The organism is Corynebacterium lowii, assembly GCF_001412085.1.
GTDB lineage: Bacteria > Actinomycetota > Actinomycetes > Mycobacteriales > Mycobacteriaceae > Corynebacterium > Corynebacterium lowii.
The window spans coordinates 149,906-175,646 of sequence record NZ_LKEV01000005.1 but is presented as its reverse complement, the minus strand read 5'-3'; the positions used below and the strand labels follow the sequence as shown (position 1 = coordinate 175,646).

The following is a 25,741-nucleotide window of genomic DNA, read 5'->3' as shown; positions in this document are numbered from 1 at the left end:
TTAGATTTAGGCATGGCCCTTTTTGATAGCTTTCACCCGCGCGTATCCACCTGGTTTCAGGAGCGCTTCGGTGAACCCACCCCGGTGCAGGCCCAGGCCTGGGAGGCTATCGGAGCGGGCAAAAACGCGCTGGTGGTCGCGCCCACGGGCTCGGGCAAGACGCTGGCGGCCTTCCTCACGGCGATCAGCAGGCTTATCGACGCCCCGCCCGGCACCAAGGTGCTCTACATCTCCCCGCTCAAGGCCCTGGGAGCGGGCGTGGAGCGCAACCTCCGCAAACCCATAGAAGAAATGGGGTTGGACATTACCGTGGGCGTGCGCTCGGGGGATACCCCGCAATCGGAGCGGCGCAAACTGTTGCGCAACCCACCGGACATTCTGATTACCACCCCGGAATCGGCCTACCTCATGCTCACCTCCCGGGCGCGGGCCACCCTCGCCACGGTGCACACCGTCATCGTGGACGAGATTCACGCCCTGGCCGGAAGCAAACGCGGGGTGCACCTGGCGCTGAGTCTGGAACGCCTGGCGCAGTTCGCGGACTTCCAGCGCATAGGCCTCTCCGCCACCGTGCGGCCACTGGAGGCGGTGGCGGAGTTCCTGGGCGGGAATCACCCGGTGGAGATCATCGCCCCGCCGGCGCATAAAAACTGGGAATTGCGCGTGCACGGCATCGACGTGGAGGTCATCGCGGAGAACGTGTACCGGCAGGTGATGGGGCAGCGCTCCACGCTGATCTTCGTGAACGCGCGCCGGGCGGCGGAAAAACTCACCTCAAGAATCAACGAACTCTACGCCCAGGAACACGAACCCGAAGCCCTGGCAGAACCCCTGCGGCGCGACCCCGCCCAGCTGATGAAGAGCACCGATACCGCGGGCAGCGCGCCCACTTTTATCGCGCGGGCGCACCACGGTTCGGTATCCACCCAGGAGCGCGCCGAGATCGAGGCCGCGCTCAAAGAAGGCAGTATCCGCGCGGTGGTGGCCACCTCCTCGCTGGAACTGGGCATCGACATGGGGGCGGTGGACCTGGTGATTCAGGTGGAATCGCCGCTTTCCGTGGCGGCGGGTTTGCAGCGCGTGGGGCGCGCCGGGCACACCGTGGGCGCCACCTCCACCGGGGAGTTCTATCCCCAGCACCAGGCCGACCTGTTTCAGATGGCGGTGATCGTCTCCCGCATGCGCCAGGGGCTCATCGAGGAGATTCACATTCCCCGCAACCCCCTCGACGTGCTCACCCAACAGACCATCGCAGAGGTATCGCAGCGCGACATTCCGGTGGGGCAGTGGTACGACACCGTGCGCCGGGCTTACCCCTACCGCGATCTGTCCAGGGAGGTCTTTGACTCCATCGTGGACCTGGTGACCGGCTACTATCCCTCCACCGACTTCGCGGAACTCAAACCCCACCTCATCGTGGAAGAAGGGGTGCTCAAGGCCCGGCCCAGTGCTCAGCGGGTGGCGGTGACCTCGGGCGGGACCATTCCCGACCGCGGCCTGTACGGCGTATTCCTCATCGGAGCGGCAGAAGGCCTGCGCAGGGTGGGAGAACTGGACGAGGAGATGGTTTACGAATCCCGCGTGGGAGACGTATTCACCCTCGGGGCGAGCAGTTGGCGGATCGAAGAGATCACCAAGGATCAGGTATTGGTGAGCCCCGCGCCGGGCCACACCGGGAGGCTGCCCTTCTGGACCGGCGACCAAACCGGCCGCCCCGCCGAGCTTGGGCGCGCGGTGGGGCAGGCGCGGCGGGAGGTGGCGTCGATAAGCAAAGACCTGGACGAGCGTGCCTACCGCGACATCGTGGAATACCTGGACAAACAGCGCGAGGCCACCGGGGTGATTCCCGACGAGCGGACTCTGGTGCTGGAACGCTTCCGCGATGAGCTGGGGGATTGGCGGGCGATTCTGCACAGTCCCTATGGCCGAGGGGTGAACGCCGCTTGGGCGCTGGCCGTGGGGGCGGAATATGCCACGGACGAGGGGATCGTGATGCGCGTATCCACGGAAAACCCGCCCACCGCCGACCTCTTTGCCCTGCACGACCCCGCCCGGGAGGTAGCGGACAAGGTGAGCGAATCGGCGCTCTTTGCCGCCCGCTTCCGCGAATGTGCTGGCCGCGCGCTCTTACTTCCCCGACGCCACCCCGGCCGCCGCTCCCCGCTCTGGCAGCAGCGCCACCGCGCCGCCAAACTTCTCGACGCCGCGCGGAAGTACCCCACCTTTCCCATCGTCCTGGAAACGGTGCGCGAATGTCTCCACGACGTCTACGACCTACCGGCCCTCGAAGAACTGCACCGGGCCCTGGCACAGGGCACCGTGCGAATTAAAGAGGTGACCACCGCGAGCCCCAGCCCCTTCGCCGCCTCTATGCTCTTCACCTACACCGGGGCCTTCATGTACGAGGAGGACCGCCCCCAGGCCGAAAGCCGCCTGGACTCGAACCTTCTTTCCGCGCTCCTGGGCACCGCCGACCTGCGCGATATTCTCGACCCCGATCTGCTCGACATACAGCCACGCCAGCCGCGCACCGCCGAGGAGTTCGCGGACCTCCTCCGCGAAGCAGGTCCCGCGCCCATCACCCCGGAATACGAGAACTTTGCCCGCGCCCTCGGGCATCGGGTCATCCGTATTAATCTGGCTGGGCGCCCTCACTTCGCCCAGGCTGCCGACGCCCCGCTGCTGGACAAACCCGAAGAACTCGCGGCGCGCTGGGCTAGGTCACGCGGTCCCTTCACTGCCGCGGAGGCTTATGAAGCCCTGGGAGTTTCCCCGGAGGTGCTCGATAGATTGCCGCTGAGTAGGGGCCACTTCCGCCAGGGGATAGAAGAACTGGAATACTGCGATGCCGACGTGCTCGATAGTATTCGCCGCCGCTCTCTGGCCCGCGCCCGCAAGGCCACCGAACCGGTATCTCCGCAGGCTTACGCCAATTTCTTGCTGGACTGGCAGCACATCACCACGCCTTTACACGGCGTGGATGGGCTCTACGAGGTCCTTGAACAACTCGCCGGGGTGGCCCTGACTCCGCAGGATTGGGAAAACCGGGTGCTGCCCGCGCGGGTGGAGGATTATGCCCCGCCCATGCTCGACGAGCTCACCGCCTCCGGGGAGATTCGCATTGTGGGCACCGGGGCCTCCATGATGCTTTTGCCCTACGACCACGCTCCCGAACCTCCCGAACTCAACGAGCAGCAGCGCGAGGTGGTGGAGGCTTTTGACGGCGGGGCCTACCTCTTCCAGGAACTCCTCGGGCGGGTATCCCTCAATGGCACTGAGCTACGCCGGACCTTGTGGGAGTTGGTGGCGGCGGGGGTGGTGAGTCCCGATAGCTTTTCCCGCCTGCGCGCTCGGGCTTCGGGGGAGGTGCGGCGTCGTACGCCTGCCGATACCCTTGGGCGCTGGAGCCTCACCGCCCAAGGTGACCTGCCTCTGGCAGATCTGTGGCTGCGCCGTTACGGGGTGGTGACGCGCGGCAGCGTGACCACGGAGGGCGGGAACTTTGCCCACGCCTACCGGGTGTTGTCGCGTTATGAGGAACACGGCCAGGTCATGCGGGGAATGTTCATCGAGGGGCTGGGCGCGGCGCAGTTCTCCTCTCCGGCGGTGATTGACAGGGTGCGTTCGGCTCGATCTGCTCCGACCATCGCCCTAGCGGCGTGTGACCCCGCCAACCCCTACGGCGCGGCCTTGCCTTGGCCGCGCTCAGGGCTATCTCGCGCCTCGGGGGCGGTGGTGGTGCTGGGGGAGGGGCAGCTGTATGCCTACCTCCGGGGTAAGTCCCTGAGTACTTTTGGTCCGATCGAGGAGGTGGTTCCGGCCCTCCAGGGGGTAGGTCCGGTGGAAAAAATCGACGGCCGACCCGCCCTTACCCACCCTCTTCTCCCAGTTCTCCGCGCTGCTGGGGCAAAAATTATGCCTCGCGGAATAAAATTATAGGTCTTGCCCAATGTATTGTGTGAGATTTTCTTTGCGTATACCAAAGTGTGTGCTGAGCTATCTCTCAGCGGGTAGGACGCACTACAACAGGCGTCCAGCAGGATAAGCGCAACCCTGGTACGCGGGGATTGTGAGCGGGGGCTACTCGGGGGACGTTCTGCTGGATCGAGTTGTAGAGGGTGGGCACGGACAAACTTCGAACGCATGGTCGCATGCGGGGTGGATGTGGTGTATCCTTATGGGCAGGGGTAAGAAGATGGCTCATAAGGGGGAACCATGACTCTCAGTTTCGCAGACGAGGCGCTGGATAACACATGGATTGAGCGCTACGTTCCAGATGAACCACACTATCTCTGTGCCATGCCGGGAGATGTCTATGCTCAGCGTTACGTGCGCATGAATAAAGAGGAACTGGTGTTCTGGGAGGGGCTGATTCCCTCCTCTGAGGACCATGAGTTCAGTCAAACCATAGAATCCCTGGCCTCGCGCATGGGGTGCAGCCCCTTTTATGTGCGCAATCGCATTTACGCGGTGCACATCATGCGTAACCTCCCCAGGTTTTATGCCACCGCCGTGAGCAAGGGATGGCTGGACATGGATCGTCTTGTGGGCATTGCGTACAGCTTGCGCGGAGTGCCGGAGCAGCATTGGGAAGCTATCGACGCCCACCTGGCGGAATACCTCACGCCCATCGTGCCCATGCAAACGCTGCCGACGCGCCGCGCCATCGTGCGCAAGCTGCGTGCCTTCGTGGAATCCCTGGTACCGGGTTTCTACGACCGGGCCTCGCCCCCGCGGGTGCTGCGCCATCTCACGAGGGAATCGCGCCTGGATATTCGCCTGCCCAGAGATCAGGCTCACGCGGTGTATCAGGCGCTCAAGGCTATTTCCCAGCGCGAACAGTGCAGCCTCTCCGAGGCGCTCTTTCACCTGGCTACCGACGTCGGCTCCTTCCGCGTCACCCTCAATCTCTTTGGGGCGGGGGAGACGCCGGTGCATTTGGTGGGAGCCGGGGACCTTACCGAGGCCCAGGGACGCTTTTGGGCGCGGCGCATCACCCACCGCCGTGATCTACGCGCTGCCCTGGAAGAAACTCAGGGCCACGATCCCGCCGCCCCCTTAGCGGCGGCGGTACGTCTGCGCGATGGCGGGTGCCGTTATCCGGGCTGTGCTTCCCAGCGCACGGACTTGCACCACGTCATTGAATACGAGGTGGGTGGTCCCACGTCACTCACTAACTTGGCCTGCCTGTGCCGCAAGCATCACAACATGCTGACCTTTGACGAGGCCAGAATGTTTATGACGCACTCCGGGGTGTGCCGCTGGACATTCCGAGACGGCACCACCACTGCCACTATTCCCGGTGGACCGTTGGCTAACCCGCAGTACGCCACCTGGTCATATAACTGGGGCCACTACCTGCGGCGGCGATACCACGCGATGAGTTCATCAGTGGAGGAGTCCCCGGTACGGGGATCTTCTTGACCAGATACTGCGGGAGCAAGCTCATTGGCCTGTTTCTTGCCTAGTTCCACGCCCCACTGATCGAAGGAGTTGATGCCCCATACGGTGCCCTGCACAAAGGTGATGTGTTCGTACAGCGCGATGAGCGCACCAAGGGAATGAGGTGTGAGTTCCTCCGCGAGGATCGTGGTGGAGGGGCGATTGCCGGGCATGATGCGGTGGGCGGGTAGATCGCCCTGCGTGCCAAAGGCCAGCACCTTGGTCTGGGCAAAGAAGTTGCCCATGAGCAGATCGTGCATGCTCTCTTCGCCGTCCTTGGGGCGCACAAAACCGATGAAGTCTGCGGGGATCAGGCGGGTGCCCTGGTGCATGAGTTGGAAGAAGGCGTGCTGCCCGTTGGTTCCGGGTTCACCCCAGAAGATTTCCCCGGTGCCGTGTTCCACGGGATTACCTTCGCGGTCCACGGACTTGCCGTTGGACTCCATCGTGAGTTGTTGGAGATAGGCCGGGAAGCGGGAAAGGTCCTGGGAATAGGGGAGCACGGCGTGGGTCTGGGCACCGAGGAAGTTGGTGTACCAGATGTTCAGCATGGCCATGAGCACGGGCACGTTGCGCTCGAAGGGAGTGGTGCGGAAGTGCTCGTCCATCGCGTGGAAGCCTTCGAGGAAGCGCATGAAATCGCGGGGTCCGATGACCGCCATGATGGAAAGTCCGATGGCGGAGTCCACGGAGTAGCGTCCGCCCACCCAGTCCCAGAAGCCAAACATGTTGGCGGTGTCGATGCCGAACTCCGCTACCTTTTCCGCATTGGTGGATACGGCCACGAAGTGCTTGGCCACGGCGGCGGTGTCGCCGTCGAAGGCGTCGAGAAGCCATTGCTTGGCCACGCGGGCATTGGTGAGGGTTTCCTGCGTGGTGAAGGTCTTGGAGGCCACGATGAAGAGGGTGGACTCGGGATCGAGGCCGTCGAGGGCGGCGGTGATGTCGGCGGGGTCGATATTGGAGACGAACTCGGCGGTGATGCCAGCCGTGGCATAAGCGCGCAGGGCCTTGGTGACCATCGCGGGGCCGAGGTCGGAGCCGCCGATGCCGATGTTCACGATCTTTTTGATGGTGTGGCCGCTGTGCCCGCGCCAGGTGCCGGAGCGCAGGGCGGTGGCGAAATCGCGCATGCGGCCGAGGACCTCGTGGACGTCGGCGGCGATGTCCTGGCCGTCCACGCTGAGGTCGGCAGACGCGGGCAGACGCAGAGCGGTATGCAGGACCGCGCGGTCCTCGGTGGTGTTAATGTGCTCGCCGCGGAACATGGCCTCGGTGCGCTCGCGCACACCTGATTCCTCCGCGAGGGCGAGGAGATCGGTGAGGGTGGGGGCGTCGATAAGGTTTTTGGAGAGGTCCACGTGCAGGCCGGCGGCGTCGAAGGTGAGGCTGGCGGCGCGGTTGGAGTCGGTGAAGAGTTCGCGGAGGTTGAACTCGGTGGGGCGGGACTGGAGCTTTTGCCACATACTCATGCCCACTAGCCTAATCTTCCACGCCCCATGCGCAGCAGAATGGCGGCCAGGGCAGGGCCTTCCTCGCCTATCTCCTCGCGGAAGTGGTTAATGATGGCCACCTCGCGGGCGTGGACCAGGCGCGTTCCGCCGGAATCGCGGCGGGTGCGGCCGATGAGGCGGGAAATTTCGGTGCGTCGCTTAATGGCGTCGAGGATTTCCTGGTCAAGCCGGTTGATTTCCTCGCGGTAGCGCTGGATCTCATCATCGGTGTTCATGGATATATAGTGCCACGGGCCACGGGTAGGTTGGAAGGCATCATGAATTATTCACTCAACGATCAGCAACGCGCCGCCGTGGAACACATCGGTTCCCCCCTCCTCATCGTGGCGGGGGCGGGCTCGGGCAAGACCGCCGTGCTCACGCAGCGGATTGACTATTTGATGCGGCACCGGGGGGTGCAGCCGGGGCAGATTCTGGCGATTACCTTTACCAACAAGGCGGCGGCAGAGATGCGCGATCGCCTGGGGCCCATCGCAGAGCGCATGTGGGTGTCCACCTTCCACTCCGTGTGCGTGCGTATCCTGCGCCAACAGGCCGAGTTGGCGGGGTTGAAAAAGAACTTCACCATCTACGATTCCGACGATTCCCGCCGCCTGCTGGGCATGATCGCCAAGGAGATGAACCTCGACCCCAAGCGCTTTAGCCCCCGCGCGCTGGCGGCGGCGATCTCGAATGCCAAAAATGAACTCACCGATCCGGTGGAGGGCACGATCGAGCAGGTCTACGCGGAGTATCAGGCGCGGCTGCGCCAGGCCAATGCCGTGGACTTCGACGATCTCATCGGGGAGGTGGTGCGGATCTTCAAGGAGTATCCGCAGGTTACGGAATACTATCGACGCCGCTTCCGCCACGTTCTCATCGACGAATACCAGGACACCAACCACGCCCAATACGAGCTGGTATCCACCCTGGTGGGAAGGGGAGAGGACGCCAGCGAACTGTGCGTGGTGGGTGATTCCGACCAATCCATCTACGCCTTCCGCGGTGCGACGATCCGCAATATCGAGGAGTTTGAGCGAGACTTTCCCGATGCCCGCACGGTGCTCCTAGAGCAGAACTACCGCTCCACCCAGACGATTCTCGACGCCGCCAACGCCGTGATTGCACGCAACGAAAACCGGCGCGAGAAGAAGCTGTGGACGGCGCTGGGTGAGGGGGAGAAGATTCTGGGGTATGTGGCCGATAACGAGCACGACGAGGCCCGCTACATCGCCGCCGAGGTGGATAAGCTCGTGGACGGGGGCATGAACTATTCCGACATCGCGGTGATGTACCGCACCAATAACTCCTCCCGAGCCCTGGAAGATGTGTTCATCCGCACCGGGGTTCCCTACAAGGTGGTGGGTGGCACGCGCTTTTATGAGCGCCGCGAGGTGCGCGACGTCGTGGGCTATCTGCGGGTGCTTGATAACCCGGAGGACACGGTGAGTATGAGGCGCATCGTCAATACCCCCAAGCGCGGCATTGGGGATCGCGCGCAGTCCTTCATAGCCCTACATGCGGAACAGGAGGGTATTTCCTTTAGCGCGTCCTTGGAACAGGCCGCCGAGGGCAAGGTGGACATGCTGGGCGCTCGGGGCCGCAATGCGGTGGGGCGCTTCGTGGAGATGATGGCGGGCCTGCGGGAGAATATGTCGGAGAACATCGGGGAGCTCATCAACGAGATTCTGGATGTGACCGGCTACCGCGATGAGCTAGAGGCCTCGAACGATCCCCAGGACGGGGCGCGGCTGGATAACCTCAACGAGTTAGTGTCTGTGGGCCGGGAGTTCAGCTCCGAGGCCGCCCACCGAGAGGACTTTGACGGTAGCCTCCAAGCCTTCCTGGAGCGGGTATCCCTGGTGGCGGATGCGGACCAGATTCCCGACGATGAACAGGGCATGGTGACCATGATGACCCTGCACACGGCCAAGGGCCTGGAGTTTCCCGCGGTATTCCTCATCGGTTGGGAGGATGGGCAGTTCCCGCACCTGCGTTCTCTGGGCGATCCGAGGGAGTTGGCCGAGGAGCGCCGCCTGGCCTACGTGGGCATTACTCGTGCGCGTCAGCGTCTTTACCTTACCCGGGCCACGCTGCGTTCGGCTTGGGGTAATCCGATTAGTAATCCACCCAGCCGCTTTTTGCAGGAGATTCCCTCGAACCTCGTGGAATGGGAGGGAGAGGATCAAGGCCGTACAAGGGGGCTCAAGCCGCAGCGCACGAAGAATAAGAGCCTGAGCCTGGTGGTGGGTGATCGGGTGAATCACGCCAAGTACGGGCTGGGCACGGTGATTGCGGCAGACGGAATAGGCGCACATGCCACGGTGACCATTGATTTCGGGTCAGCCGGGACAGTGCGCCTCATGCTGATCGGCGGATTACCGATGGAAAAGCTATAGCGTGATGCCGTGGGCGGCGAGCCACGGCACGGGGTCGATGGCGTCGCCGCCAGCGGGGTGCACCTCAAAGTGCAGGTGGGAGCCGGTGGAGAAGCCCAGGCTGCCCATGCCGGCGATGGTCTGGCCGGCGGCCACGCGCTCGCCCACGGACACCGCCAGGGTGGACATGTGGCCGTAGACCGTGACGGTGCCATCATCGTGGCGAATACGAATCCACTGGCCAAAGCCGGAGGCGGGGCCCGAATCAATCACGGTGCCGTCCAGCACGGCCTTAATCGGGGTGCCCTCGGCATTGGCGATGTCGATGCCCTTGTGGAAGGTGCCCCAACGCAGCTCGAAGCCGGAGGTAAAGGCGCCGATGGCGGGCTTGACCGCGCCCAGGGCGTTAGCCACGGCGGCGGAACCCTCCTCGATGGGGGCGGCGGAGGAGATTTCGGCGGTCTGGGCGAGTAGCGCCGCCTTGGCGGCTTCTGCGGCCTTGGCACGCTCGGAGGCGTACTTCACGGCCTTGCCGAGCTGATCCTCAATGCCTGTGGCGGGCTTGAACTCGGAGATGGCGAGGATTTGCGGGGAGGAGCTAGGCAGGGCCTCGGCGTCGTTGGCGAGGGAGTAGTCCACGGAATCCGCGTGGGAGTGCTGGGCGGCAGCAGCTCCGCCAGCCCCGGCGGTAGAGACAGCGCCCGTGGCGACGGCAACGAGAGCGATGCGCCCTCTAGCGGATTGCGAGGGATTGAATTTGTGGTGCCTGCCCAACTCGTTCACTTCCATCTGTCGTTCGTAACGCCACGTTAACAAATCGTGACCTTTTCGTTATCTCGAAGTGTAACGATAGCGTCTCGATGGGAGCGGGGCAACCTGTTTTCCACTATTTCGGTTATATCCTGGCACGGTGAGTAAAAAGACGAGCACGAATAGACGCCCCGGTGCCTCCCGGCGCCGCACTCGCCGGGAGGTCACAGCCCCCTCTCTCACCCCGGACAAGGGCGTGCAGCGATACCTCCCCACGGTGCTATTACCGCACGTCGTGGTGATTTTAGCGATCATCGTGGTGGCCATGACCGGCCTGCTCATCACCTCCACCTCACTGACGGCGATGCCCGCCACGGTGGCGCAGTTGTGGCTGGTATTAAATATGTCTCCCATCCGCCTCGACGGAATCACACTCGGATTCCTGCCGCTGCTTCCGGCTATCGGCATGATCTGGCTGCTCAGCCGCGCGCGCCCCACCCGCAGGTTGGACTACGCCCTGCTCATGGGGGTTCCGCTGCTGCTCACGGGTATCGCCTGGCTCATGCTTTTCGACGCCCGCTCGGTCTACCCCGTGGACGTCCCCTCGCCGTGGGCCTTTCTCAATACTCTCTTAGTGCACGGGATAGCGCTGCTCGTCGGCCCGCTGCGCCAGTGGTGGCCGCAGTGGGCGAAGGAGGCCGTGCGCTATCTGCTGTATGTGCTCGCCGCGGCGGCCGTGGTGTGGGTGATCGTGGCGGCATGGAATTGGCAGAGTACCGGCCCTGGGGAGGTGGCGGTGAGTCTGCTCTACCTGCCTAACGCGGTGATCGCCGCTGCCGCAGTGCTGGTGGGCTCGGAGTTCCATGCCGGGGAGGCGTCGATAAGCCTCTTTAGCGTGCACCTCGTGCCGCTGCCCCCGCTGCCGCTGTTTAGCGTGCCGGGGCAGATGGCCTCCTGGGCGGTGCTTTTCCTGGCAATCCCGGCCGCGGCGGCGGTGGCGCTGTGGTGGAAGCGCGTGCCCACCTGGCGCGAGGCCGTGTACGCGGGGGCCTGCGCTGGGTCGGTGGGCCTGGTGGTGAGTTATCTGGCCGGGGGTGAGATGGGAATATACGGAGCCACGGGGGTGATGGAGTGGCTGGCCGGGCTGCTGATTTTTGTGTGGGTGGCGGGCCTGGGGGTCGCGGCTGGGCTGGTACACAAACTGGCGGGTAGGCTTAGCGCGTGACATTCAACGTTGTGGTTTTGGTATCCGGCAGCGGAACGCTGCTCCAGGCGATCCTGGATCACCAGGGGGAGTATCGGGTGAGCAAGGTGATTGCCGATAATCCCTGCCTCGCCCTGGAACGCGCGGAGAAGGCGGGGGTGAGCACCGAGGTGGTGCCCATGCAGCCCGATCGCCACGCCTGGAATGTCACTCTCGCTCAGGCCGTGGGCTCCCCGGATCTGGTGGTTTCCGCAGGCTTTATGAAGATCCTGGGGCCCGCCTTCCTGGATAAGTTCGGCGGGCGCACCATCAATACTCACCCGGCCCTTCTGCCTTCCTTCCCCGGTGCGCACGCGGTGCGCGACGCCCTGGCCTATGGGGTGAAGGTCACCGGCTCCACCGTGCACTATGTGGATGAGGGCGTGGATACCGGCCCCATCATCGCGCAGGAAGCCGTGGCGGTGGAGCCGGGGGATGATGAGGCCACGCTGCACGAGCGCATTAAGAAAGTTGAACGCCAACTCATTGTGCGGGTGCTGTCCGCACAGCAACAGGAGAATCTCAGATGAGTGAAAGCCGCAAGGGCATTAAGCGTGCCTTGCTGAGCGTCTATGACAAGACCGGACTGGTGGAACTGGCCACGGCCCTGCACGAGGCCGGGGTGGAGATCGTCTCTACCGGTTCCACCGCCGCCACCGTGGCGGGTGCCGGGCTGCCGGTGACCCGCGTGGAGGATCTCACGGGCTTCCCGGAGTGCCTGGAAGGGCGCGTCAAGACGCTGCACCCGCGCGTTCACGCCGGAATCCTGGCCGATACCCGCAAGGAAGATCACCTGGCGCAGTTGGAGGAGCTGGGCGTGGAGCCCTTCCAGCTCGTGGTGGTGAACCTCTATCCCTTTAGCGAGACGGTGGCCTCGGGCGCGGACTTTGATGCCTGCGTGGAGCAGATCGACATTGGAGGCCCCTCGATGGTGCGTGCCGCCGCCAAGAACCACCCCTCGGTGGCCGTGGTGGTCAATCCCGCCGCCTATGGTGAGGTGGCGCGCGCCGTGGCCGAGGGTGGGTTTAGCCTCGACGAGCGCCGCGCCCTGGCCGCCGAGGCCTTCCGCCACACCGCGGAATACGACATCGCCGTGGCTACCTGGATCTCCGAGGGGCAGTGGGTGGGGGCCTCCTACCGCCTGGCCCACGAGCTGCGTTATGGCGAAAATCCTCACCAGAGCGCGGCTCTGTACACCTCCGGCGGCGGCCTGGCCGGTGCCGTGCAGCACCACGGCAAGGAGATGAGCTACAACAACTACCAGGATGCCGACGCCGCCTGGCGCGCCGCCTGGGATCACGAGGATCCCTGCGTGGCCATCATCAAGCACGCCAACCCCTGCGGCATCGCGGTCTCCGAGGACATCGCCGTGGCGCACGCCAACGCGCACGCCTGCGACCCGCTTTCCGCCTACGGCGGCGTGATAGCGGCCAACCGCGAGGTCACCCTGGCGATGGCCGAGCAGATCAAGCCGATCTTCACCGAGGTGGTCATTGCGCCTTCCTATGAGGAGGCGGCCCTGGAACTGCTCAAGAGCAAGAAGAACCTGCGCATCTTGGAAGCAGAGGCCCCCGCGCGCGGCTATAAGGAGATCAAGCAAATCTCCGGCGGCCTGCTGGCGCAGCGCAGCGATGCTATCGACGCCCCCGGCGACGACCCCAGCACCTGGACCCTGGTGTCCGGCGAGGGCTCTGAGGAACTACTCAAGGAACTCAACTTCGCCTGGCGCACCGTGCGCGCCGTGAAGTCCAACGCCATTCTCATCGCCCGCGAGGGCGCCACTGTGGGCGTGGGCATGGGGCAGGTCAATCGCGTGGACTCCGCCAAGCTGGCCGTGGAGCGCGCCAACACCCTGGGGGAGGGCAAGCGCACCGAGGGCGCCGTGGCGGCTTCCGACGCCTTCTTCCCCTTCGCGGACGGCTTCGAGGTACTGGCTCAGGCCGGGGTCAAGGCCGTGGTGCAGCCGGGTGGGTCCATCCGCGACGAGGAGGTCATCGAGGCCGCCAAGAAGGCCGGCGTGACGATGTATCTCACGGGCGCGCGACACTTCGCGCACTAAGAAGTTCGAGGGTGCGCGGTACGCGCTCCTCGGGCAGGGGGGTATGCAGGACGTCGAGGGCGGCGTCGGCAAGCATGATGGCCTCCTCCGGGAGGCCATCTCCGGTATAGGGGGCGGTGCCGGTGTTATCGCGCATCTCGATCACGGACATGGCGATGTGGAAGGGGAGCATACAGCGGGGGTCGCCCTTCCCCACGATGTCCGCCGCCAGCCCCTCGAAGGTCGTGCGCAGCCCCTCGCGTTGGGCGTGATACTCCGCGAACTCCTCTGAGGCGGCGATGGGCAGTTGGTAGAGCCTGCCGACGTTCCAGCGGCTCAGCAGCAGCAACCGCGATTCCGCCGCCACCAGGGACCACAGACGCTGCGGGGCGGAGGCCTCCGTGGCCCCGAGATATTCCGCCAGATCGGCCGAGGGCTCGATGGTGGACTTCAGCAGGGTAAGGAAGATTTCCGCCTTGGAGGGGAAGTGATAGTACAGGGAGGCCTGGCGGATACCCACGGCGTCGGCTATCTGGTGCGTGGACGTGGTGGCAAAGCCCTGCACGGTGAAGAGTTCCGAGGCGGCGTCGAGTATTTCCTCGCGCGCGGTATTGCCACGCCTGCGCGGGCTATTTTTACGGGGTCGTCCCACGGCTCCTGCCATTGCGCTGCCTCCTTTATCGTTCGGTACTGATGTTATTGCGTGCGGCCACGGAGCGGATCACCAGGGATACCGAGCGCGCCGCCGCGCCAAAGGCGCTGCGCTGCAAGGCTGGTAACTCGCGGGCCGTGAGCGTGGTAGGCACGCGATCCCGCCAGCGCTGTGCCTCCAACTCCATACCAGTATTCCATGCTTGAAGTAAGGCCTCGGCCTCCTCTGCGGTGAGTTTGGTCTGCGCTAGGCGCTCCGGGGTGGAGAGTGCCGGGGTTTGTGCCGCCCAATGCGCCAGCGTGGCGGCCGGGGCAATGAGGTGGGCGTGGATGTCCACCTCGGCGTTGAGGTCCGGGAGACCGTCGATCGTGCGCATGGCCGGTGGACGCTGCGCGAGGGCCTGTTCGAGCTCTGGCTGCGGTGGGGGTTCTGGGACGTCCCGGGCCTGCTCCCAGAACTGCGATTGCGGGCTGGGGCCGTGTTCACTCACCCATAACAGGGGAGTGGAGGGCAGGGCCTCCCCGCGCGCCAGGGCACCGACGGGCCTGACCTCCGGGTACTCGGCCAGGGCGGGGGAGCGGAGGAGATCGTTGACCACGCCGGAGTACCAGCGGGCGACGTCCACGGCGGTTTCTCCGTGGTGGAGTGCGTTGCGGGCCAGCTCCTGGGATTCCGCGATGAGCCCGCGGATCTGCGCCTGGCTGGTGCAGGTGGGGGCCTGGTGGGCGAGGTCTACGAGGGAGGGGTGCATGGATACCAGCATAAACGCCAATAACCCGCCCACTATTGCAGTGGGCGGGTTAATCCGCTGTTGTTGTTCTAAGCCCAGTCTTTAGCGACTGGTGAACGGCAGGAGAGCCATCTCGCGCGCGTTCTTCACGGCGGTGGCAACCTCGCGCTGCTGCTTCGGGGTCAGGCCCGTGACGCGGCGCGAACGAATCTTGTGGCGATCGGAGATGAACTGACGAAGGGTGTTGATGTCCTTGTAGTCCACCGTTTCAATGCCCGCTGCCTTCAGCGGGTTCTTCTTGGGGCGGCGGCTCTGCTCAACGCGAGCGCGCTTTGCGTTGTTACGCTTCATTTATGAACAACTCCTACCAGCTGGACTTACGGACACCCGGCAGCTCACCGCGGTGAGCCATCTCGCGCATACGCACGCGAGAAAGACCGAACTTGCGGAGGTAACCGCGCGGACGGCCATCGTGGGAGTCACGATTGCGAACACGAACGGGGGAGGCGTCGCGCGGCTGGCGGTTCAGCTCGAACTGCGCGTCCAGGCGCTCCTCATCGGTCGAGTTCGGGTTCTTGATAATGGCCTTGAGCTCAGCGCGACGCTCCGCAAAGCGGGCGACAACTTCCTTGCGCTGCTCATTCTTGGCAATCTTGGACTTCTTAGCCATGAATTATCGCTCCTCGCGGAACTCGACGTGCTTGCGGGCTACCGGATCGTACTTCTTCAAAGTGATGCGATCCGGGTTATTGCGCTTGTTCTTACGGGTGACATAGGTGTAACCGGTGCCAGCCGTAGACTTCAGCTTGATGATCGGACGAACGTCATTACGTGCCATCTCTTAGATCTTCTCCCCACGTGCTCGAATCTTGGCGACCACGGCCTCGATGCCATCGCGGTCGATGACCTTGAGACCCTTGGTGGAAACGTTCAGGGTGATGGTACGGCCCTCAGAGGGCAGGTAGAACCGACGACGCTGGATGTTGGGGTTCCAACGGCGCGACGTACGGCGGTGCGAGTGCGAGACGGACTTGCCGAATTGCGGCTTGCGTCCCGTGACCTGGCAAATAGCCGACATGGGTGTAACTTTCTCCTAGCCGCCCACGTCAAAACACTATTAAGCAGTAGACGGGGGCGAAGACGAATGTTTTTCGACAACAGCAAGAAGCAATCCTAGCGGTTAGGGTCCAAATAACCTAATTGCCGTGCCAACCGGAGGGCCAGGGCGGTGCGATCGCGGGCGCGAAGTTTGCGCAGCAGCGCGGAAACATGATTTTTCACCATCCCCTCCGCCAGCACCAACTCGCGGGCTATCTCCTGATTGTTGTATCCGCGGGCCACCAAAGCAGCCACGGTTCTTTCCGTGCGGGTAAGCACGGTGAGTTCCCCGTGGGCATAGCGGGCCACTCTGGGATCGAGGACGAGCCCGCCCCGGCAGGCGGCGCGCATGGCGGCCACGAGCTCTTCCGGGGAGACCCCTTTGAGCAGATACCCGGCGGCCCCGGCTTCCAAAAGCGAGGAAACGAGGTCTGCCTGGCCGAAGGTGGTCAAGATCAACACGGGAAGATCCGGTTGGGTGGCATGGCAGGCACGCAGCACATGGAGGGCGTCGAACTGCGGCATGGCGGCATCGGTGACCACGATGTCCGGGTGGTGCTCCCGGATGAGGGCGGAGATGCGCGATCCCTCGGCGGTGGCCGCCACCACCTCAATATCCTCAAAGGTTTCCAGCACGAGGTGGAGGCCGTGGAGGACTACCTGGTGATCGTCGATGAGGATTACGCGCACGGTACCTCCATGCGGAGGAGGAAACCGCGGGGTTGGGGGAGTGCTTGTACCGTTCCACCGTATTCCTGAGCGCGTCGGCGCAGGGAGGCAATGCCGTAGCCGGAGGTTTGTGGGGCGGTGGGGGAGCCGTCGTCGAGAGCCTGGATGGTGAACCTGCCCGGTTGGGAGTTCACGGTAATGGTGATCTCCCCGGCGTCGCTATGGCGCACCACATTGCTCAGCGCCTCCTGGGTGAAGCGGAGGGCCAGCAGGGATACGTCCTCCGGGGGATTGGCGGAGCCGCGGACGTGCACCGCAAGCGAGGTAGAAGAAAAGGAATCGGCCACGGTACGAAGGGTGTGGAGGAGGTCGCCTTCTTGGAGCTCGATGGGGGTCATGGCGCGGACGGTGGCGCGCATATCGTCGAGGGCGCCGCCCGCTAGGCGGCGGGCCTGAGAGAGTTCCTTTTTAGCCGGGCTTTCTTGATCTGCCAGGAGGCGCTGGGAGAGATCGAGGCTGAGGATGATGGCGATGAGGCGGTGGCTCAGGCCGTCGTGAAGGGATTGGGCCAGGCGCTCGCGCTCCCTGGAAAGGAGGAGGTCTCTTTTGAGGGCTATTTGCTCCCGTAACTGAGCGTTCAGGTTCATGCCGTACTGAATCTGCGCGGCGAGGGCATAACCAAAACCCACAAGGGTGCCAATGCCCAGGGATTCCCGGATAATCTTTGAGGGCTCGCTTCCCGCATAGATGTGTATGGCTGCGGTGATCGCGATGATGAGCGCCAAAAAGATTAAGGCCGCGCTGCGCCCCAGGCTCAGCAAAAGAAGTAGAATCGCCATGATCTGCATGGCTGCGCTGGATACCCAATCTGCGGTGATATAGCCAAGAAAGGCTGTGGCGGCAAAGGCGATGCTGGTGAGCGGCCTTTTAATTCCCCGCATCCAGAGGAACCACAATCCGCATAACGCAATCCCTAAAACCAGGCCCAGAATGCTGCGGGTGGGCGTGGAGGAAAAGAAGGCAGAGAGATAAAGGAAGAGCGCCAGCCCAAAGAGCAAATGGAGATGGGAGCGGGAAACGGCAGGCATAATTTCACGCTACCGGGGTGAACCCATGACCGGGGTCATGATTTTTCGTGACTCCGGGGCCTAGAGCGAGAGAACAAGAGCGGGTTGCATGGAAATATGACTTCCTTTCCCCGTATTCCAGTGAATTGGTGGGGCCTGGTGCTCCGAGCCTGCGTGGCGGCGGCCCTGATTATGAGTGCCAATATGGTGCGCACCTGGCTCTTTGATACCGATAATCCGTTATTACGCATCGCCACCTTTGGCCTGACCGCCCTAGTGGTGCTGTTCTTCGTAGCCGGTTGGGTGCGCTGGGTGGAGGGGTTTTCTCTGCGAGGATTATTGCGTTATCCGCGCGGTTTTCTCCTCGGCACCGCCGTGATTCTTCCCCTCATGTGCGCGGTATATCTGCTTTATGGCGCCCTGGGCTACCTGCGGGGCGAGGCTACGGTGGAGTTCTTCTCCGAATACCCCACGGGAATAGTGCTGGTGATAAGCGTTCTCTACGCCTTTGTGCAGGCCTATGTGCTCCAAGGATTCCCCGAGGAATTGATTTACCGCGGCTGGTTGGCGGAGGTCACCCAGACCAAGCCGGGACTCACGCTGGCCTGGACCACGACGGCCTTCACCGTGATTCACCTTTTCTCCGAAGGAGGTCAGCAGACCTGGGGAGATCGCCTGCTGTACCTGGTGCTGCCCCTGGGAATGGGCCTGCTGGCGGGGGCGCTGCGGATAGTTACCGGATCGCTGTGGGCCGGGGTGGCCACGCATGGCGGAATGCACCTCTTTAATAGCCTCGTTCCGCCACTGGTGGTGCCGGAGGGTTTTCCTGCGGCCTTCGTGCTGCTCTCCGGCGGCGCGCAGGCCGTGGCGGCGGTGCTGATCCTGCGGCAGGCGGGGCGTCGCAAAGCAATTTTAAGAAAGCGCCCTGCATAGGGTAGGGTGCTAGAGGATTTTGACCGAGCCAACCTGGGCACGATCCTCGGTGAGCGGGGAACCGACCCAGTGTACAAACCTTAGGAATCGAGAGATATGAAGAAGGATATCCACCCGGATTATCACCCGGTGGTGTTCCAGGACGCTGGCACCGGCCAGAAGTTCCTGACCCGCTCCACCGCCACCAGCTCCCGCACCGTGGAGTGGGAGGACGGCAACGAGTACCCGCTCATCGTGGTGGACGTGACCAGCGAGTCCCACCCGTTCTGGACCGGCGCTCAGCGCGTCATGGATACCGCCGGCCGCGTGGAGAAGTTCCAGCGTCGCTTCGGTGGCATGGCCCGCCGCAAGAAGAAGACCCAGGCTTAAGGTAAGGAGGGAAGAGGAAAATGGCAGTACCTAAGTTCCGCAAGTCTCGCGCCAACACCCACGCGCGCCGCTCGCAGTGGAAGGCCGATAACGTTGCCCTCCAGGAAGTGACCATCGACGGCCAGACCGTGCGCATCCCGCGCCGCCTGGTCAAGGCCGCTCAGCTCGGCCTGGTGGACGTGGAGCAGTTCTAAGCTCCCCGCGCGTCTGAGGCGCACAGCCGTGCACAGCGCAGTATGAGAAGCCCTCGCCTTATGGCGGGGGCTTTTGTCATGGGCTGTTGTGTGGGATCATGCGCGCTGCCGCGCGCGGGGCCGTTGCAGTATTCACACAGGAAACAATCAGCATCTCCTATTGAGCTCAAACCCCCGTGGCAGTGAAGCGTCAGAGCCGGGGTGCATAATCTGGTGCTATGAACAACGAGGAACAGCAAAACTGGGGCTGGGAGCAGCCGAAGCACGCGCAGGCGGACGCCACACAGCCGGTGCCGCAGGTGCAGGGGGAACCTGAGCCGAAGGCTCCGAAGAAGAAATTATCCTTTGGGGTGCTGCCCACGGTGGCACTCATGACGGTTTCCGCCATCGCGGCGGGCGCGGTGACTGGCGTGGTGGTCAGCCAGCGCGAGGACGGAACCCAGGTGGTGAACTCCCTCCAACAGCCGAGTATCCAGCAGACCGCCCATAAGGATGCCCCCGAGGGCTCGGTGGAGCAGGTGGCGCAGTCCGTGTTGCCCTCCGTGGTATCCATTCAGGTAGCCAGCGCTATGGGCGGGGAGGAAGGCTCCGGCGCGATTATTTCCTCCGATGGGCTGGTGCTCACCAATGCGCACGTGGCGGGGGATCGCAATTCCCAGCTGCAAGTGACGCTCAACGATGGCAGCACGCACCCCGCCGACCTGGTGGGAGCCGATGCCGCCACGGATATTGCCGTTATCAAGATCCGCGATGTCAAGGATCTTCCGGTTATCTCCTTTGGCGATTCCGACCAGGTGCAGGTGGGCCAGTCCGTCGTAGCCATCGGCTCGCCGCTGGGACTTTCGGCCACCGTCACCACGGGCATCGTCTCCGCGCTGGATCGCCCGGTGCGCGCGTCTGCCTCGGGCGGGGAGTCCTCGCTTATCGACGCCATCCAGACCGACGCCGCCATCAACCCCGGCAATTCCGGTGGCCCGCTGGTGGATATGAACGGCAACCTCATCGGCATGAACTCGGTGATCGCCTCGCTGAGCAGCGGCACCGATCAGGCCGGGTCCATCGGACTGGGCTTTGCCATTCCTTCCTCCTTTGCCAAGAGCGTGGCCGATCAATTGGTGGAGAAGGGCACCGCTACCCAGCCGATGCTGGGGGTGAGCGTGCTCCGCGATGATCTGGGCCTGCCCACCCAAACGACGGTGAAGGGAGCGGTGATCGGAGGGGTGAATCCCGATAGCCCCGGTGAGCGCGGGGGATTGAAGGAAGGCGACGTGGTGACCAAACTCAACGATCGCCTGATTGATTCCGCCGATGCGTTGATTGCTGCCGTGCGCTCCCATGATTTTGGGGAGACGGTGACCTTGGAGGTGACCTCGCAGGGGGATAGCCAGCCCCATTCGGTAGAGGTCACGCTCACGGAGGACTAAGTTATTCGATATGGAACATCGAATCTCCTCGACCCTGCCGAATTTAGAGCCCGATACCAGCTATTTGCTGGCAGCCGAGCAGGAGGAGCAGCCGCGGGCACACCACAAGGCGCTGGTGGTGCTCGTGAGCGACGAGGAGGACCCCGCCACGGGGGCGCTCGTGGCAGAACTTTTGAGCGAGGCGGAGTTTGCCGTGGGCGGGGTTGTCACGGTGAAGTCGAAGAAGTCCCGTATCCGCCAGGCGATTGAAACCGCCGTGGTGGGAGGGGTGGACCTGGTGCTCACCGTGGGCGGCACTGGAGTGGGCCCGAGGGATAAAACCCCGGAGGCCACCCGCGCGGTGCTGGATCAACTGGTGCCCGGCATTGCACAAGCCCTGCGCTCCTCGGGGCTGGGCTGTGGCGCGGTGGAGGCTGCCACCTCGCGGGGTATTTCTGGGGTATCGGGTTCCACGGTGATCGTGAACCTCGCGGGCTCGCGCCCCGCTATCCGCGATGGCATGGCTACCCTGGCTCCGCTGGTGCACCACGTGATTGATGAATTGCCGTGAGGCGCAAGCGCAGAAAGGTGCGGCCTAGCACGGCGCGGGGGATTGATCGCCGCGCCGATACTCCGCACCGGGCTTTCTTCGAGGCGCGCAGCGAGGAGTACTACCGGGAGCAGCAGCCTCCGCACTATGGGCGGTGAGTACTGCCCGAGTACCAGGGGCGCTGAATATTACAGGCGGTGAGCGCCGCCGGTATCCTGCTGATCTTGCTGCTCCCTGAGCAGATCGCGGATCTCGGAGAGCAAGCCGGCTTCGATGGAGACCTTCTCTTCCTCGTCCTCCTCAACCCCGTGGCGGCGAGCCTGCATCTCATTGAGCTTGTTCATCGGGGCCACCAGGATGAAGTACACCACGGCGGCGATGATGAGGAAGTTCAACCCGGCGGTAATCACGGCGCCGAAGTCGATGCGAGTGGCGGCGTCGCCGGCGCGCAGCTCGATGGCCAGGCCGTCCACGTCCGGGCTGGAGCCCAGGGCGGCGATGAGGGGGTTGATGATGTTATCGGTGAAGGCGGTGACGATGGCGGTGAAGGCGGAGCCGATCACCACGGCCACGGCAAGTTCGATGACGTTGCCGCGCAAAATGAAGTCTTTAAAACCCTTGAGCAAGGGAAACCCTCCTGGATTATTCAATGAATGGGACGTGGTGCACTGTAACCTACTTTGCTGAGGAGCACAGTGAGCGGGGTGTCAAGGGCGGTTGCGGCCACGCGGGCGGCGGTTTCCTCGGGCAGGGCCAGCAGCGCCGTGGGGTGTTGGGCATCGGGAGGCAGGAGAACGGTGGCCCCGGTGGCGATGATCTCCCCCTGGGAGACCACGGAGACCTCATCGCCGTGGTGCAAGACGTCCTCGGGAGTATCGAGGGGCACGGGAACGGCCACGCGCCCCGCCAAGGCCACGGGGGCGAGAAAGCGCGTGGGGGTCACCGGCTCTCCCGCCACGGCGGGGGCGATGAGAACCTTGCCCAGGGCCTCCTCCGGGGAGGCCAAGGCGGAGGAGGGAATGAGGTGCGCGGGGGCGCGGCGCACCTCCACGTGTTCGGCGGTGATTTCCTGGCCCGTGGCTACCTCGGCGCGGAAGAAGAGCGCGGGGGTGCCCTGCGGGCGCAGTGCCAGGGCGGCGGCAAGCAAGATCAGAAGCAAAGCCAAAAAGCGGCGCAGCAGGGCGGTGCGGCGCCAACCGGGGGTGCGCAGGGTAGAAAGCAAGCGGGCGAACATGCCTACTTGGACTGCCGGCGCCACCCCTTTGGTTCCACGAGGTAATCCACGGGTTGATCGTGGGGCTCCACGGAAATATCTGCGCGAATCTCCTCCGGGTACACCAGGGCGGCCACCGGCGGGCGGTTTTCGCCGGAGCGATAGAGGGTGGAAAGCGAGCGATCGTAATAGCCACCACCCTTGCCCAGCCGGTATCCCTGGGGAGTAAGACCCAGGGCGGGCACCACAATGAGGGCGCAGGTCAGCAGAATCTCCCCGCCGTATTCCTTCCCCGTGGGTTCTGCGATTCCGAGCGCGCCGGTGCGGGTGGGGGCGTCGTAAGCCCAGGTGAGGCGGCCTTCCGGGTGGGTGATGGGAAGAAGAATATCCCGGCCCGTGGAGCGCAGGGCGGGAAGGAGGGAGCCGTATCCGGGCTCGCTGGGCAGCGGGTGATAGGCGGCCACCGCGCCGGGGCCACGAGAATCCAGCAGGCGCAGGCATTGGGTGGCCAGGGCGGCGTCGTCACGCTGCTTGTGTGGACGGTGGCGGCGGGCGTGGAGAAGGCGGCGGCGGAGCTCTTCTTTATTCACTGTGCCCAGGTTACCGTGGCGTTACATAGTTTTTGGGGCAGGCATGGGTAGGGTGTGAGGTTATGAATGAACCCACTTCGGAACACCCGCACGCGGTTAAAACTGTGGTGGTTCCCGCCGCTGGGCTGGGCACCCGCTTCCTGCCTGCCACCAAGACGGTTCCCAAGGAATTGCTGCCGGTGGTGGACACACCGGGCATCGAACTCATCGCTGATGAGGCGGCCTCGCTGGGGGCCTCCCGGCTGGCCATCATCACGGCTCCGCAAAAGGAAGGGGTGCTAGCGCACTTCTCCCCGGCCCCGGACCTGGAGGAAACCCTGCACGCCCGCGGCAAGGACGAGCAGCTAAACAAGGTGCGCCACGCCAGCGGCATTATCGACGCCGTGCCCGTCACCCAGGAGCGCCCCCTTGGCCTGGGGCACGCGGTGGGCCTGGCGGAGACCGTGCTCGATGAGGACGAGGACGTGGTGGCCGTCATGCTCCCCGATGACCTCGTGCTGCCGGTGGGCGTGATGGAGAAGATGGCCGCCGTACGCGCCGAATACGGCGGCTCCGTGCTGTGCGCCTTCGTGGTGCCGCACGATGAGGTGTACAACTACGGCGTTTTTGACGTGGAGGATACCGCCCGCGGGGACGTCAAGCGCGTGGTGGGCATGGTAGAAAAGCCCGATCCCGCCGATGCCCCCTCGAACTTCGTGGCCACCGGCCGCTACCTGCTCGACCGCGCGATCTTCGACGCGCTGAGCCGCATTACCCCCGGTAAGGGAGGGGAATTGCAGCTTACCGACGCCATCGAGCTGCTCATCACCGAGGGTCACCCGGTGCACGTGGTGATCCACGAGGGTACCCGGCACGACCTGGGTAACCCCGGCGGTTACATTCCCGCCTGCGTGGACTTTGGGCTGAGCCACCCCGTGTACGGCCCGGGGTTGAAGAAGGCGATCACGGAGATTCTGGCTAGGCACGAGGGCTAGAGGGCGCTGAAAAGAAAGGAGGAGCCGAGTGCGTTCCGTGGATGAACAGCTGGCGTTGATAGCCGACGCGGCGATGACGCCCGAGCCCGTGCGCATTTCCATCGCGGACGCGCTCGGCCTCATGTGCGCCGAGGAGGTGCAGGCCACCGACCCGCTGCCCGGCTTTGCCCAGGCTGCCATTGATGGTTATGCCGTGCGCGCCGTGGACGTGGGCGGTGAACGAGGCTTAAGTTCCTCCGAGGGGCCGCTGGTGCCGGTGGAAAAGTCCCTGCCCGTGGTGGGCGAGGTGGCCGCTGGCTCCCAGCAGCCTTTGCGCCTGCAACCCAAGCAGGCCGTGCGCGTGCACACCGGAGCGCCCCTGCCCACGCTTGCCGACGCCGTGCTGCCCCTCGATTGGAGCGACCGTGGCCGCAAGCGCGTCTCCGCGCAGCGCGCGGTGCGCTCCGGGGACTTCGTGCGCCGCGTGGGCGATGACATTAATAAAGGAGACGTGGCGGTTTCCTCCGGGGCGGTGCTTGGCCCCGCGCAGATCGGTCTGCTGGCGGCCGTGGGGCGCTCCAAGGTGTTGGTGTACCCGCGCCCGCGTATCTCGTTGATCTCCGTGGGGGCGGAGCTGGTGGATATTCACCGCGATCCCGGCCTGGGGCAGGTGTACGACGTCAATTCCTATTCTCTTTCCGCCGCCGCCAAAGAGGCCGGTGCCGATGTGCACCGCGTGGGCATTGCGGAGGGAGAGAGCCGCCGCCTGCGCGAGATCATTGAGGGCCAGATGATGCGCAGCGAGATCCTGGTGATTACCGGCGCGGTGGGGGGAACCGGCTCCCAGCGCGTGCGCGCGGTATTAGAGGAACTGGGCGATATTGATACCACCCGCGTGGCCATGCACCCCGGTTCCGTACAGGGCTTTGGCCTGCTGGGCGATGATCGCGTGCCGGTATTCCTGCTGCCCTCCAATCCGGTTTCCGCTCTGGTGATCTTCGAGGTGTTCGTGCGCCCCTTGGTGCGGCTGTGCCTGGGTAAACGCAATGCGCAGCGCCGGGTGGTGCGCGCCCGTGCGCTCAACCACGTGACGTCGATTCCGGGGCGTCGTGGGTTTGTGCGCGCCCGCCTCATGCGCGATGCGGAAACCCAGGATTACCTGGTAGAAGGACTCGGCGGGGCCACCGGAGCCCCCGCGCATCTGCTGGCCGGGCTTTCCGCGGCTAACGCCATGATCCGTATTCCCGACGGCGCGGCGGAGATTCGCCCCGGCGACATCGTGGAGGTCATGTTCCTCTCCCAGGGCTCATGAGCGTGCTGCTCCCCGACGGCACCTCCGTGCGGCTGCGCCCCCTGCGTCGCAAGGACGGGCCACAGTGGTGTCAGCTGCGTATTCTCAACGAGCCTTTTTTGCGCCCGGTGGAGCCCACCCTGCGTGGCGATTGGGCGGATTCGCATACCCTGTGGCAGTGGTGGCAGTACTACAATCAGCTGCGCCGGTCCGCCAAGGAGGGAAGCACGGTCGCCCTGGTTATCGAGGTGGATGGTTCCTTTGCCGGACAACTCACCCTGGGCAATATCCAGCGCGGCACGGCCGCAGAATGTTGGCTGGGATATTGGGTGGACGCCGCCTGCACGGGCAGGGGAGTGGCCACCGCCGCCTGCGCCCTGGGTACTGATTACGCCTTTGCCACCCTGGGATTGCACCGCGTGACCGCCACTTACCTGCCCAGCAATCCGGCCTCCGGCAAGGTATTACACCGCAATGGCTACCGCGAGGAAGGCTATCTGCGCGGCAATCTGCATATCGACGGCGCCTGGCGTGACCACTACCTTGTGGCCCAGGTGGCGGGAGAATACGGCAGCACCTGCGTGGCGCGATTGCGGCGTTTGGGCTTTGTGCGCTAATCGGCGCGCCTCCGGTGGCAGATGAGCGCAAGCGGCTATTCTACAAGCGTTTTCCCCTACCCTGGAAG

General features: G+C 64.2%; 28 protein-coding genes. 14 read left to right on the top strand and 14 right to left on the bottom strand.

The annotated features are described in order from the left end of the window. The first annotated feature begins 12 nt into the window (after positions 1–12). On the top strand, positions 13–3,939 hold the full coding sequence (locus tag Clow_RS08560; RefSeq protein ID WP_055178397.1) for a DEAD/DEAH box helicase: 3,927 nt from the start codon (positions 13–15) through the stop codon (positions 3,937–3,939). Between the two features lie 276 nt (positions 3,940–4,215). Further along, positions 4,216–5,424: an HNH endonuclease signature motif containing protein gene (locus Clow_RS08555; RefSeq protein WP_055178357.1), complete on the top strand. Its 1,209-nt coding sequence runs from the start codon at positions 4,216–4,218 to the stop codon at positions 5,422–5,424. On the opposite strand, the gene pgi is transcribed toward Clow_RS08555, so the two are convergent. Both pgi and Clow_RS08545 read right to left on the bottom strand, forming a co-directional pair. After that, positions 5,355–6,914, bottom strand: coding sequence for a glucose-6-phosphate isomerase (pgi, locus tag Clow_RS08550; protein ID WP_055178396.1), 1,560 nt, complete (start codon positions 6,912–6,914; stop codon positions 5,355–5,357). The two genes, Clow_RS08555 and pgi, sit on opposite strands and share 70 nt — an antisense overlap. A gap of 5 nt (positions 6,915–6,919) precedes the next feature. Next, a complete protein-coding gene (locus Clow_RS08545; protein ID WP_055178356.1) occupies positions 6,920–7,171 on the bottom strand; it encodes a chorismate mutase in 252 nt (83 codons plus the stop codon). Between the two features lie 42 nt (positions 7,172–7,213). Here Clow_RS08545 and Clow_RS08540 point away from each other — a divergent pair, with 42 nt between their 5' ends. Then, positions 7,214–9,334 (top strand): UvrD-helicase domain-containing protein, encoded by a 2,121-nt coding sequence (locus Clow_RS08540; protein WP_055178355.1) that lies wholly within the window; start codon positions 7,214–7,216, stop codon positions 9,332–9,334. Here Clow_RS08540 and Clow_RS08535 read toward each other — a convergent pair. Next, positions 9,329–10,102 (bottom strand): M23 family metallopeptidase, encoded by a 774-nt coding sequence (locus tag Clow_RS08535; RefSeq protein WP_055178354.1) that lies wholly within the window; start codon positions 10,100–10,102, stop codon positions 9,329–9,331. The two genes, Clow_RS08540 and Clow_RS08535, sit on opposite strands and share 6 nt — an antisense overlap. Before the next feature lie 121 nt (positions 10,103–10,223). On the opposite strand from Clow_RS08535, the gene Clow_RS08530 reads away from it, so the two are divergent. The 3 genes from Clow_RS08530 to purH are packed head-to-tail and all read left to right on the top strand — an operon-like array spanning position 10,224 to position 13,365. Next, complete coding sequence (locus Clow_RS08530) at positions 10,224–11,288, top strand: cell division protein PerM (protein WP_156334816.1); 1,065 nt, start codon at positions 10,224–10,226, stop codon at positions 11,286–11,288. Further along, complete coding sequence (gene purN / locus Clow_RS08525) at positions 11,285–11,836, top strand: phosphoribosylglycinamide formyltransferase (RefSeq protein ID WP_055178352.1); 552 nt, start codon at positions 11,285–11,287, stop codon at positions 11,834–11,836. Before Clow_RS08530 ends, purN begins: the two co-directional genes overlap by 4 nt. Continuing rightward, the gene (gene purH / locus Clow_RS08520; protein ID WP_055178351.1) at positions 11,833–13,365 is read left to right on the top strand and encodes a bifunctional phosphoribosylaminoimidazolecarboxamide formyltransferase/IMP cyclohydrolase; all 1,533 of its coding nucleotides are present in this window, start codon (positions 11,833–11,835) and stop codon (positions 13,363–13,365) included. Before purN ends, purH begins: the two co-directional genes overlap by 4 nt. Here the strand turns inward: purH and Clow_RS08515 are convergent. The 8 genes from Clow_RS08515 to Clow_RS08480 all read right to left on the bottom strand — a co-directional run bounded on the left by Clow_RS08515 (position 13,337) and on the right by Clow_RS08480 (position 17,581). Next, the gene (locus Clow_RS08515; protein WP_055178350.1) at positions 13,337–14,008 is read right to left on the bottom strand and encodes a TetR/AcrR family transcriptional regulator; all 672 of its coding nucleotides are present in this window, start codon (positions 14,006–14,008) and stop codon (positions 13,337–13,339) included. The genes purH and Clow_RS08515 overlap by 29 nt on opposite strands. 13 nt (positions 14,009–14,021) lie before the next feature. Next, a complete protein-coding gene (locus tag Clow_RS08510) occupies positions 14,022–14,747 on the bottom strand; it encodes a hypothetical protein (protein ID WP_156334814.1) in 726 nt (241 codons plus the stop codon). 81 nt (positions 14,748–14,828) lie between these two features. Beyond that, positions 14,829–15,077 (bottom strand): 30S ribosomal protein S18, encoded by a 249-nt coding sequence (gene rpsR, locus Clow_RS08505; protein WP_018119127.1) that lies wholly within the window; start codon positions 15,075–15,077, stop codon positions 14,829–14,831. A gap of 13 nt (positions 15,078–15,090) precedes the next feature. Beyond that, a complete protein-coding gene (rpsN, locus tag Clow_RS08500) occupies positions 15,091–15,396 on the bottom strand; it encodes a 30S ribosomal protein S14 (RefSeq protein WP_055178348.1) in 306 nt (101 codons plus the stop codon). A gap of 3 nt (positions 15,397–15,399) precedes the next feature. Further along, positions 15,400–15,564: a 50S ribosomal protein L33 gene (gene rpmG, locus Clow_RS08495; RefSeq protein ID WP_055122719.1), complete on the bottom strand. Its 165-nt coding sequence runs from the start codon at positions 15,562–15,564 to the stop codon at positions 15,400–15,402. Between the two features lie 3 nt (positions 15,565–15,567). Further along, entirely contained in the window at positions 15,568–15,804 is a 237-nt protein-coding gene (gene rpmB, locus Clow_RS08490; protein WP_018119125.1) for a 50S ribosomal protein L28, read from the bottom strand. 95 nt (positions 15,805–15,899) lie between these two features. Next, positions 15,900–16,514: a response regulator gene (locus Clow_RS08485; RefSeq protein WP_055178347.1), complete on the bottom strand. Its 615-nt coding sequence runs from the start codon at positions 16,512–16,514 to the stop codon at positions 15,900–15,902. Next, positions 16,505–17,581, bottom strand: a complete 1,077-nt coding sequence (locus tag Clow_RS08480) for a sensor histidine kinase (protein ID WP_055178346.1) — start codon at positions 17,579–17,581, stop codon at positions 16,505–16,507. The genes Clow_RS08485 and Clow_RS08480 overlap by 10 nt, the downstream gene beginning before the upstream one ends. A 96-nt stretch (positions 17,582–17,677) precedes the next feature. Here Clow_RS08480 and Clow_RS08475 point away from each other — a divergent pair, with 96 nt between their 5' ends. The 5 genes from Clow_RS08475 (at position 17,678) to Clow_RS08455 (ending at position 21,030) form a co-directional block, all read left to right on the top strand. Beyond that, positions 17,678–18,493 (top strand): CPBP family intramembrane glutamic endopeptidase, encoded by an 816-nt coding sequence (locus Clow_RS08475; protein ID WP_055178345.1) that lies wholly within the window; start codon positions 17,678–17,680, stop codon positions 18,491–18,493. 96 nt (positions 18,494–18,589) lie between these two features. Then, entirely contained in the window at positions 18,590–18,862 is a 273-nt protein-coding gene (locus Clow_RS08470; RefSeq protein WP_018119121.1) for a type B 50S ribosomal protein L31, read from the top strand. 20 nt (positions 18,863–18,882) lie between these two features. Beyond that, positions 18,883–19,056 (top strand): 50S ribosomal protein L32, encoded by a 174-nt coding sequence (rpmF, locus tag Clow_RS08465; protein ID WP_055178344.1) that lies wholly within the window; start codon positions 18,883–18,885, stop codon positions 19,054–19,056. A gap of 218 nt (positions 19,057–19,274) precedes the next feature. Continuing rightward, the gene (locus Clow_RS08460; protein ID WP_082418611.1) at positions 19,275–20,480 is read left to right on the top strand and encodes a S1C family serine protease; all 1,206 of its coding nucleotides are present in this window, start codon (positions 19,275–19,277) and stop codon (positions 20,478–20,480) included. Positions 20,481–20,490: 10 nt separating this feature from the next. Further along, the gene (locus Clow_RS08455; protein ID WP_055178343.1) at positions 20,491–21,030 is read left to right on the top strand and encodes a MogA/MoaB family molybdenum cofactor biosynthesis protein; all 540 of its coding nucleotides are present in this window, start codon (positions 20,491–20,493) and stop codon (positions 21,028–21,030) included. A gap of 167 nt (positions 21,031–21,197) precedes the next feature. Here the strand turns inward: Clow_RS08455 and mscL are convergent, their stop codons facing one another. The 3 genes from mscL to Clow_RS08440 are packed head-to-tail and all read right to left on the bottom strand — an operon-like array spanning position 21,198 to position 22,812. Continuing rightward, positions 21,198–21,635 carry a large-conductance mechanosensitive channel protein MscL gene (gene mscL, locus Clow_RS08450; RefSeq protein ID WP_055178342.1) on the bottom strand — a complete coding sequence of 146 codons (438 nt, stop codon included), beginning with the start codon at positions 21,633–21,635 and terminating at the stop codon, positions 21,198–21,200. 20 nt (positions 21,636–21,655) lie between these two features. Next, positions 21,656–22,243, bottom strand: a complete 588-nt coding sequence (locus tag Clow_RS08445; protein WP_055178341.1) for an SAF domain-containing protein — start codon at positions 22,241–22,243, stop codon at positions 21,656–21,658. Positions 22,244–22,245: 2 nt separating this feature from the next. Further along, the gene (locus Clow_RS08440) at positions 22,246–22,812 is read right to left on the bottom strand and encodes a 5-formyltetrahydrofolate cyclo-ligase (protein ID WP_055178340.1); all 567 of its coding nucleotides are present in this window, start codon (positions 22,810–22,812) and stop codon (positions 22,246–22,248) included. A 62-nt stretch (positions 22,813–22,874) separates the two neighbouring features. Between Clow_RS08440 and Clow_RS08435 the strand changes: the two genes are divergently transcribed. Genes Clow_RS08435 through Clow_RS08425 form a run of 3 tightly spaced genes read left to right on the top strand, consistent with a single transcriptional unit; the run spans position 22,875 to position 25,673 of the window. Further along, positions 22,875–23,786 carry a UTP--glucose-1-phosphate uridylyltransferase gene (locus tag Clow_RS08435; RefSeq protein ID WP_055178339.1) on the top strand — a complete coding sequence of 304 codons (912 nt, stop codon included), beginning with the start codon at positions 22,875–22,877 and terminating at the stop codon, positions 23,784–23,786. A 28-nt stretch (positions 23,787–23,814) separates the two neighbouring features. Further along, positions 23,815–25,077, top strand: coding sequence for a molybdotransferase-like divisome protein Glp (gene glp / locus Clow_RS08430; protein WP_055178338.1), 1,263 nt, complete (start codon positions 23,815–23,817; stop codon positions 25,075–25,077). Next, positions 25,074–25,673 carry a GNAT family N-acetyltransferase gene (locus Clow_RS08425; protein WP_055178337.1) on the top strand — a complete coding sequence of 200 codons (600 nt, stop codon included), beginning with the start codon at positions 25,074–25,076 and terminating at the stop codon, positions 25,671–25,673. Before glp ends, Clow_RS08425 begins: the two co-directional genes overlap by 4 nt. Positions 25,674–25,741: the final 68 nt, after the last annotated feature.

Bases quoted from the DNA above. Each gene is read 5' to 3' on its own strand.
- Clow_RS08445 (WP_055178341.1), bottom strand. From the start codon at position 22,243: ATGTTCGCCCGCTTGCTTTCTACCCTGCGCACCCCCGGTTGGCGCCGC.
- Clow_RS08555 (WP_055178357.1), top strand. From the start codon at position 4,216: ATGACTCTCAGTTTCGCAGACGAGGCGCTGGATAACACATGGATTGAG.
- Clow_RS08470 (WP_018119121.1), top strand. From the start codon at position 18,590: ATGAAGAAGGATATCCACCCGGATTATCACCCGGTGGTGTTCCAGGAC.
- Clow_RS08460 (WP_082418611.1), top strand. From the start codon at position 19,275: ATGAACAACGAGGAACAGCAAAACTGGGGCTGGGAGCAGCCGAAGCAC.
- rpmF (WP_055178344.1), top strand. From the start codon at position 18,883: ATGGCAGTACCTAAGTTCCGCAAGTCTCGCGCCAACACCCACGCGCGC.
- Clow_RS08560 (WP_055178397.1), top strand. From the start codon at position 13: ATGGCCCTTTTTGATAGCTTTCACCCGCGCGTATCCACCTGGTTTCAG.
- Clow_RS08480 (WP_055178346.1), bottom strand. From the start codon at position 17,581: ATGCCTGCCGTTTCCCGCTCCCATCTCCATTTGCTCTTTGGGCTGGCG.
- Clow_RS08545 (WP_055178356.1), bottom strand. From the start codon at position 7,171: ATGAACACCGATGATGAGATCCAGCGCTACCGCGAGGAAATCAACCGG.
- Clow_RS08475 (WP_055178345.1), top strand. From the start codon at position 17,678: ATGACTTCCTTTCCCCGTATTCCAGTGAATTGGTGGGGCCTGGTGCTC.
- rpmG (WP_055122719.1), bottom strand. From the start codon at position 15,564: ATGGCACGTAATGACGTTCGTCCGATCATCAAGCTGAAGTCTACGGCT.
- Clow_RS08510 (WP_156334814.1), bottom strand. From the start codon at position 14,747: ATGCACCCCTCCCTCGTAGACCTCGCCCACCAGGCCCCCACCTGCACC.
- Clow_RS08515 (WP_055178350.1), bottom strand. From the start codon at position 14,008: ATGGCAGGAGCCGTGGGACGACCCCGTAAAAATAGCCCGCGCAGGCGT.
- rpmB (WP_018119125.1), bottom strand. From the start codon at position 15,804: ATGTCGGCTATTTGCCAGGTCACGGGACGCAAGCCGCAATTCGGCAAG.
- Clow_RS08425 (WP_055178337.1), top strand. From the start codon at position 25,074: ATGAGCGTGCTGCTCCCCGACGGCACCTCCGTGCGGCTGCGCCCCCTG.
- rpsN (WP_055178348.1), bottom strand. From the start codon at position 15,396: ATGGCTAAGAAGTCCAAGATTGCCAAGAATGAGCAGCGCAAGGAAGTT.
- purH (WP_055178351.1), top strand. From the start codon at position 11,833: ATGAGTGAAAGCCGCAAGGGCATTAAGCGTGCCTTGCTGAGCGTCTAT.
- rpsR (WP_018119127.1), bottom strand. From the start codon at position 15,077: ATGAAGCGTAACAACGCAAAGCGCGCTCGCGTTGAGCAGAGCCGCCGC.
- Clow_RS08435 (WP_055178339.1), top strand. From the start codon at position 22,875: ATGAATGAACCCACTTCGGAACACCCGCACGCGGTTAAAACTGTGGTG.
- Clow_RS08455 (WP_055178343.1), top strand. From the start codon at position 20,491: ATGGAACATCGAATCTCCTCGACCCTGCCGAATTTAGAGCCCGATACC.
- pgi (WP_055178396.1), bottom strand. From the start codon at position 6,914: ATGAGTATGTGGCAAAAGCTCCAGTCCCGCCCCACCGAGTTCAACCTC.
- Clow_RS08535 (WP_055178354.1), bottom strand. From the start codon at position 10,102: ATGGAAGTGAACGAGTTGGGCAGGCACCACAAATTCAATCCCTCGCAA.
- Clow_RS08540 (WP_055178355.1), top strand. From the start codon at position 7,214: ATGAATTATTCACTCAACGATCAGCAACGCGCCGCCGTGGAACACATC.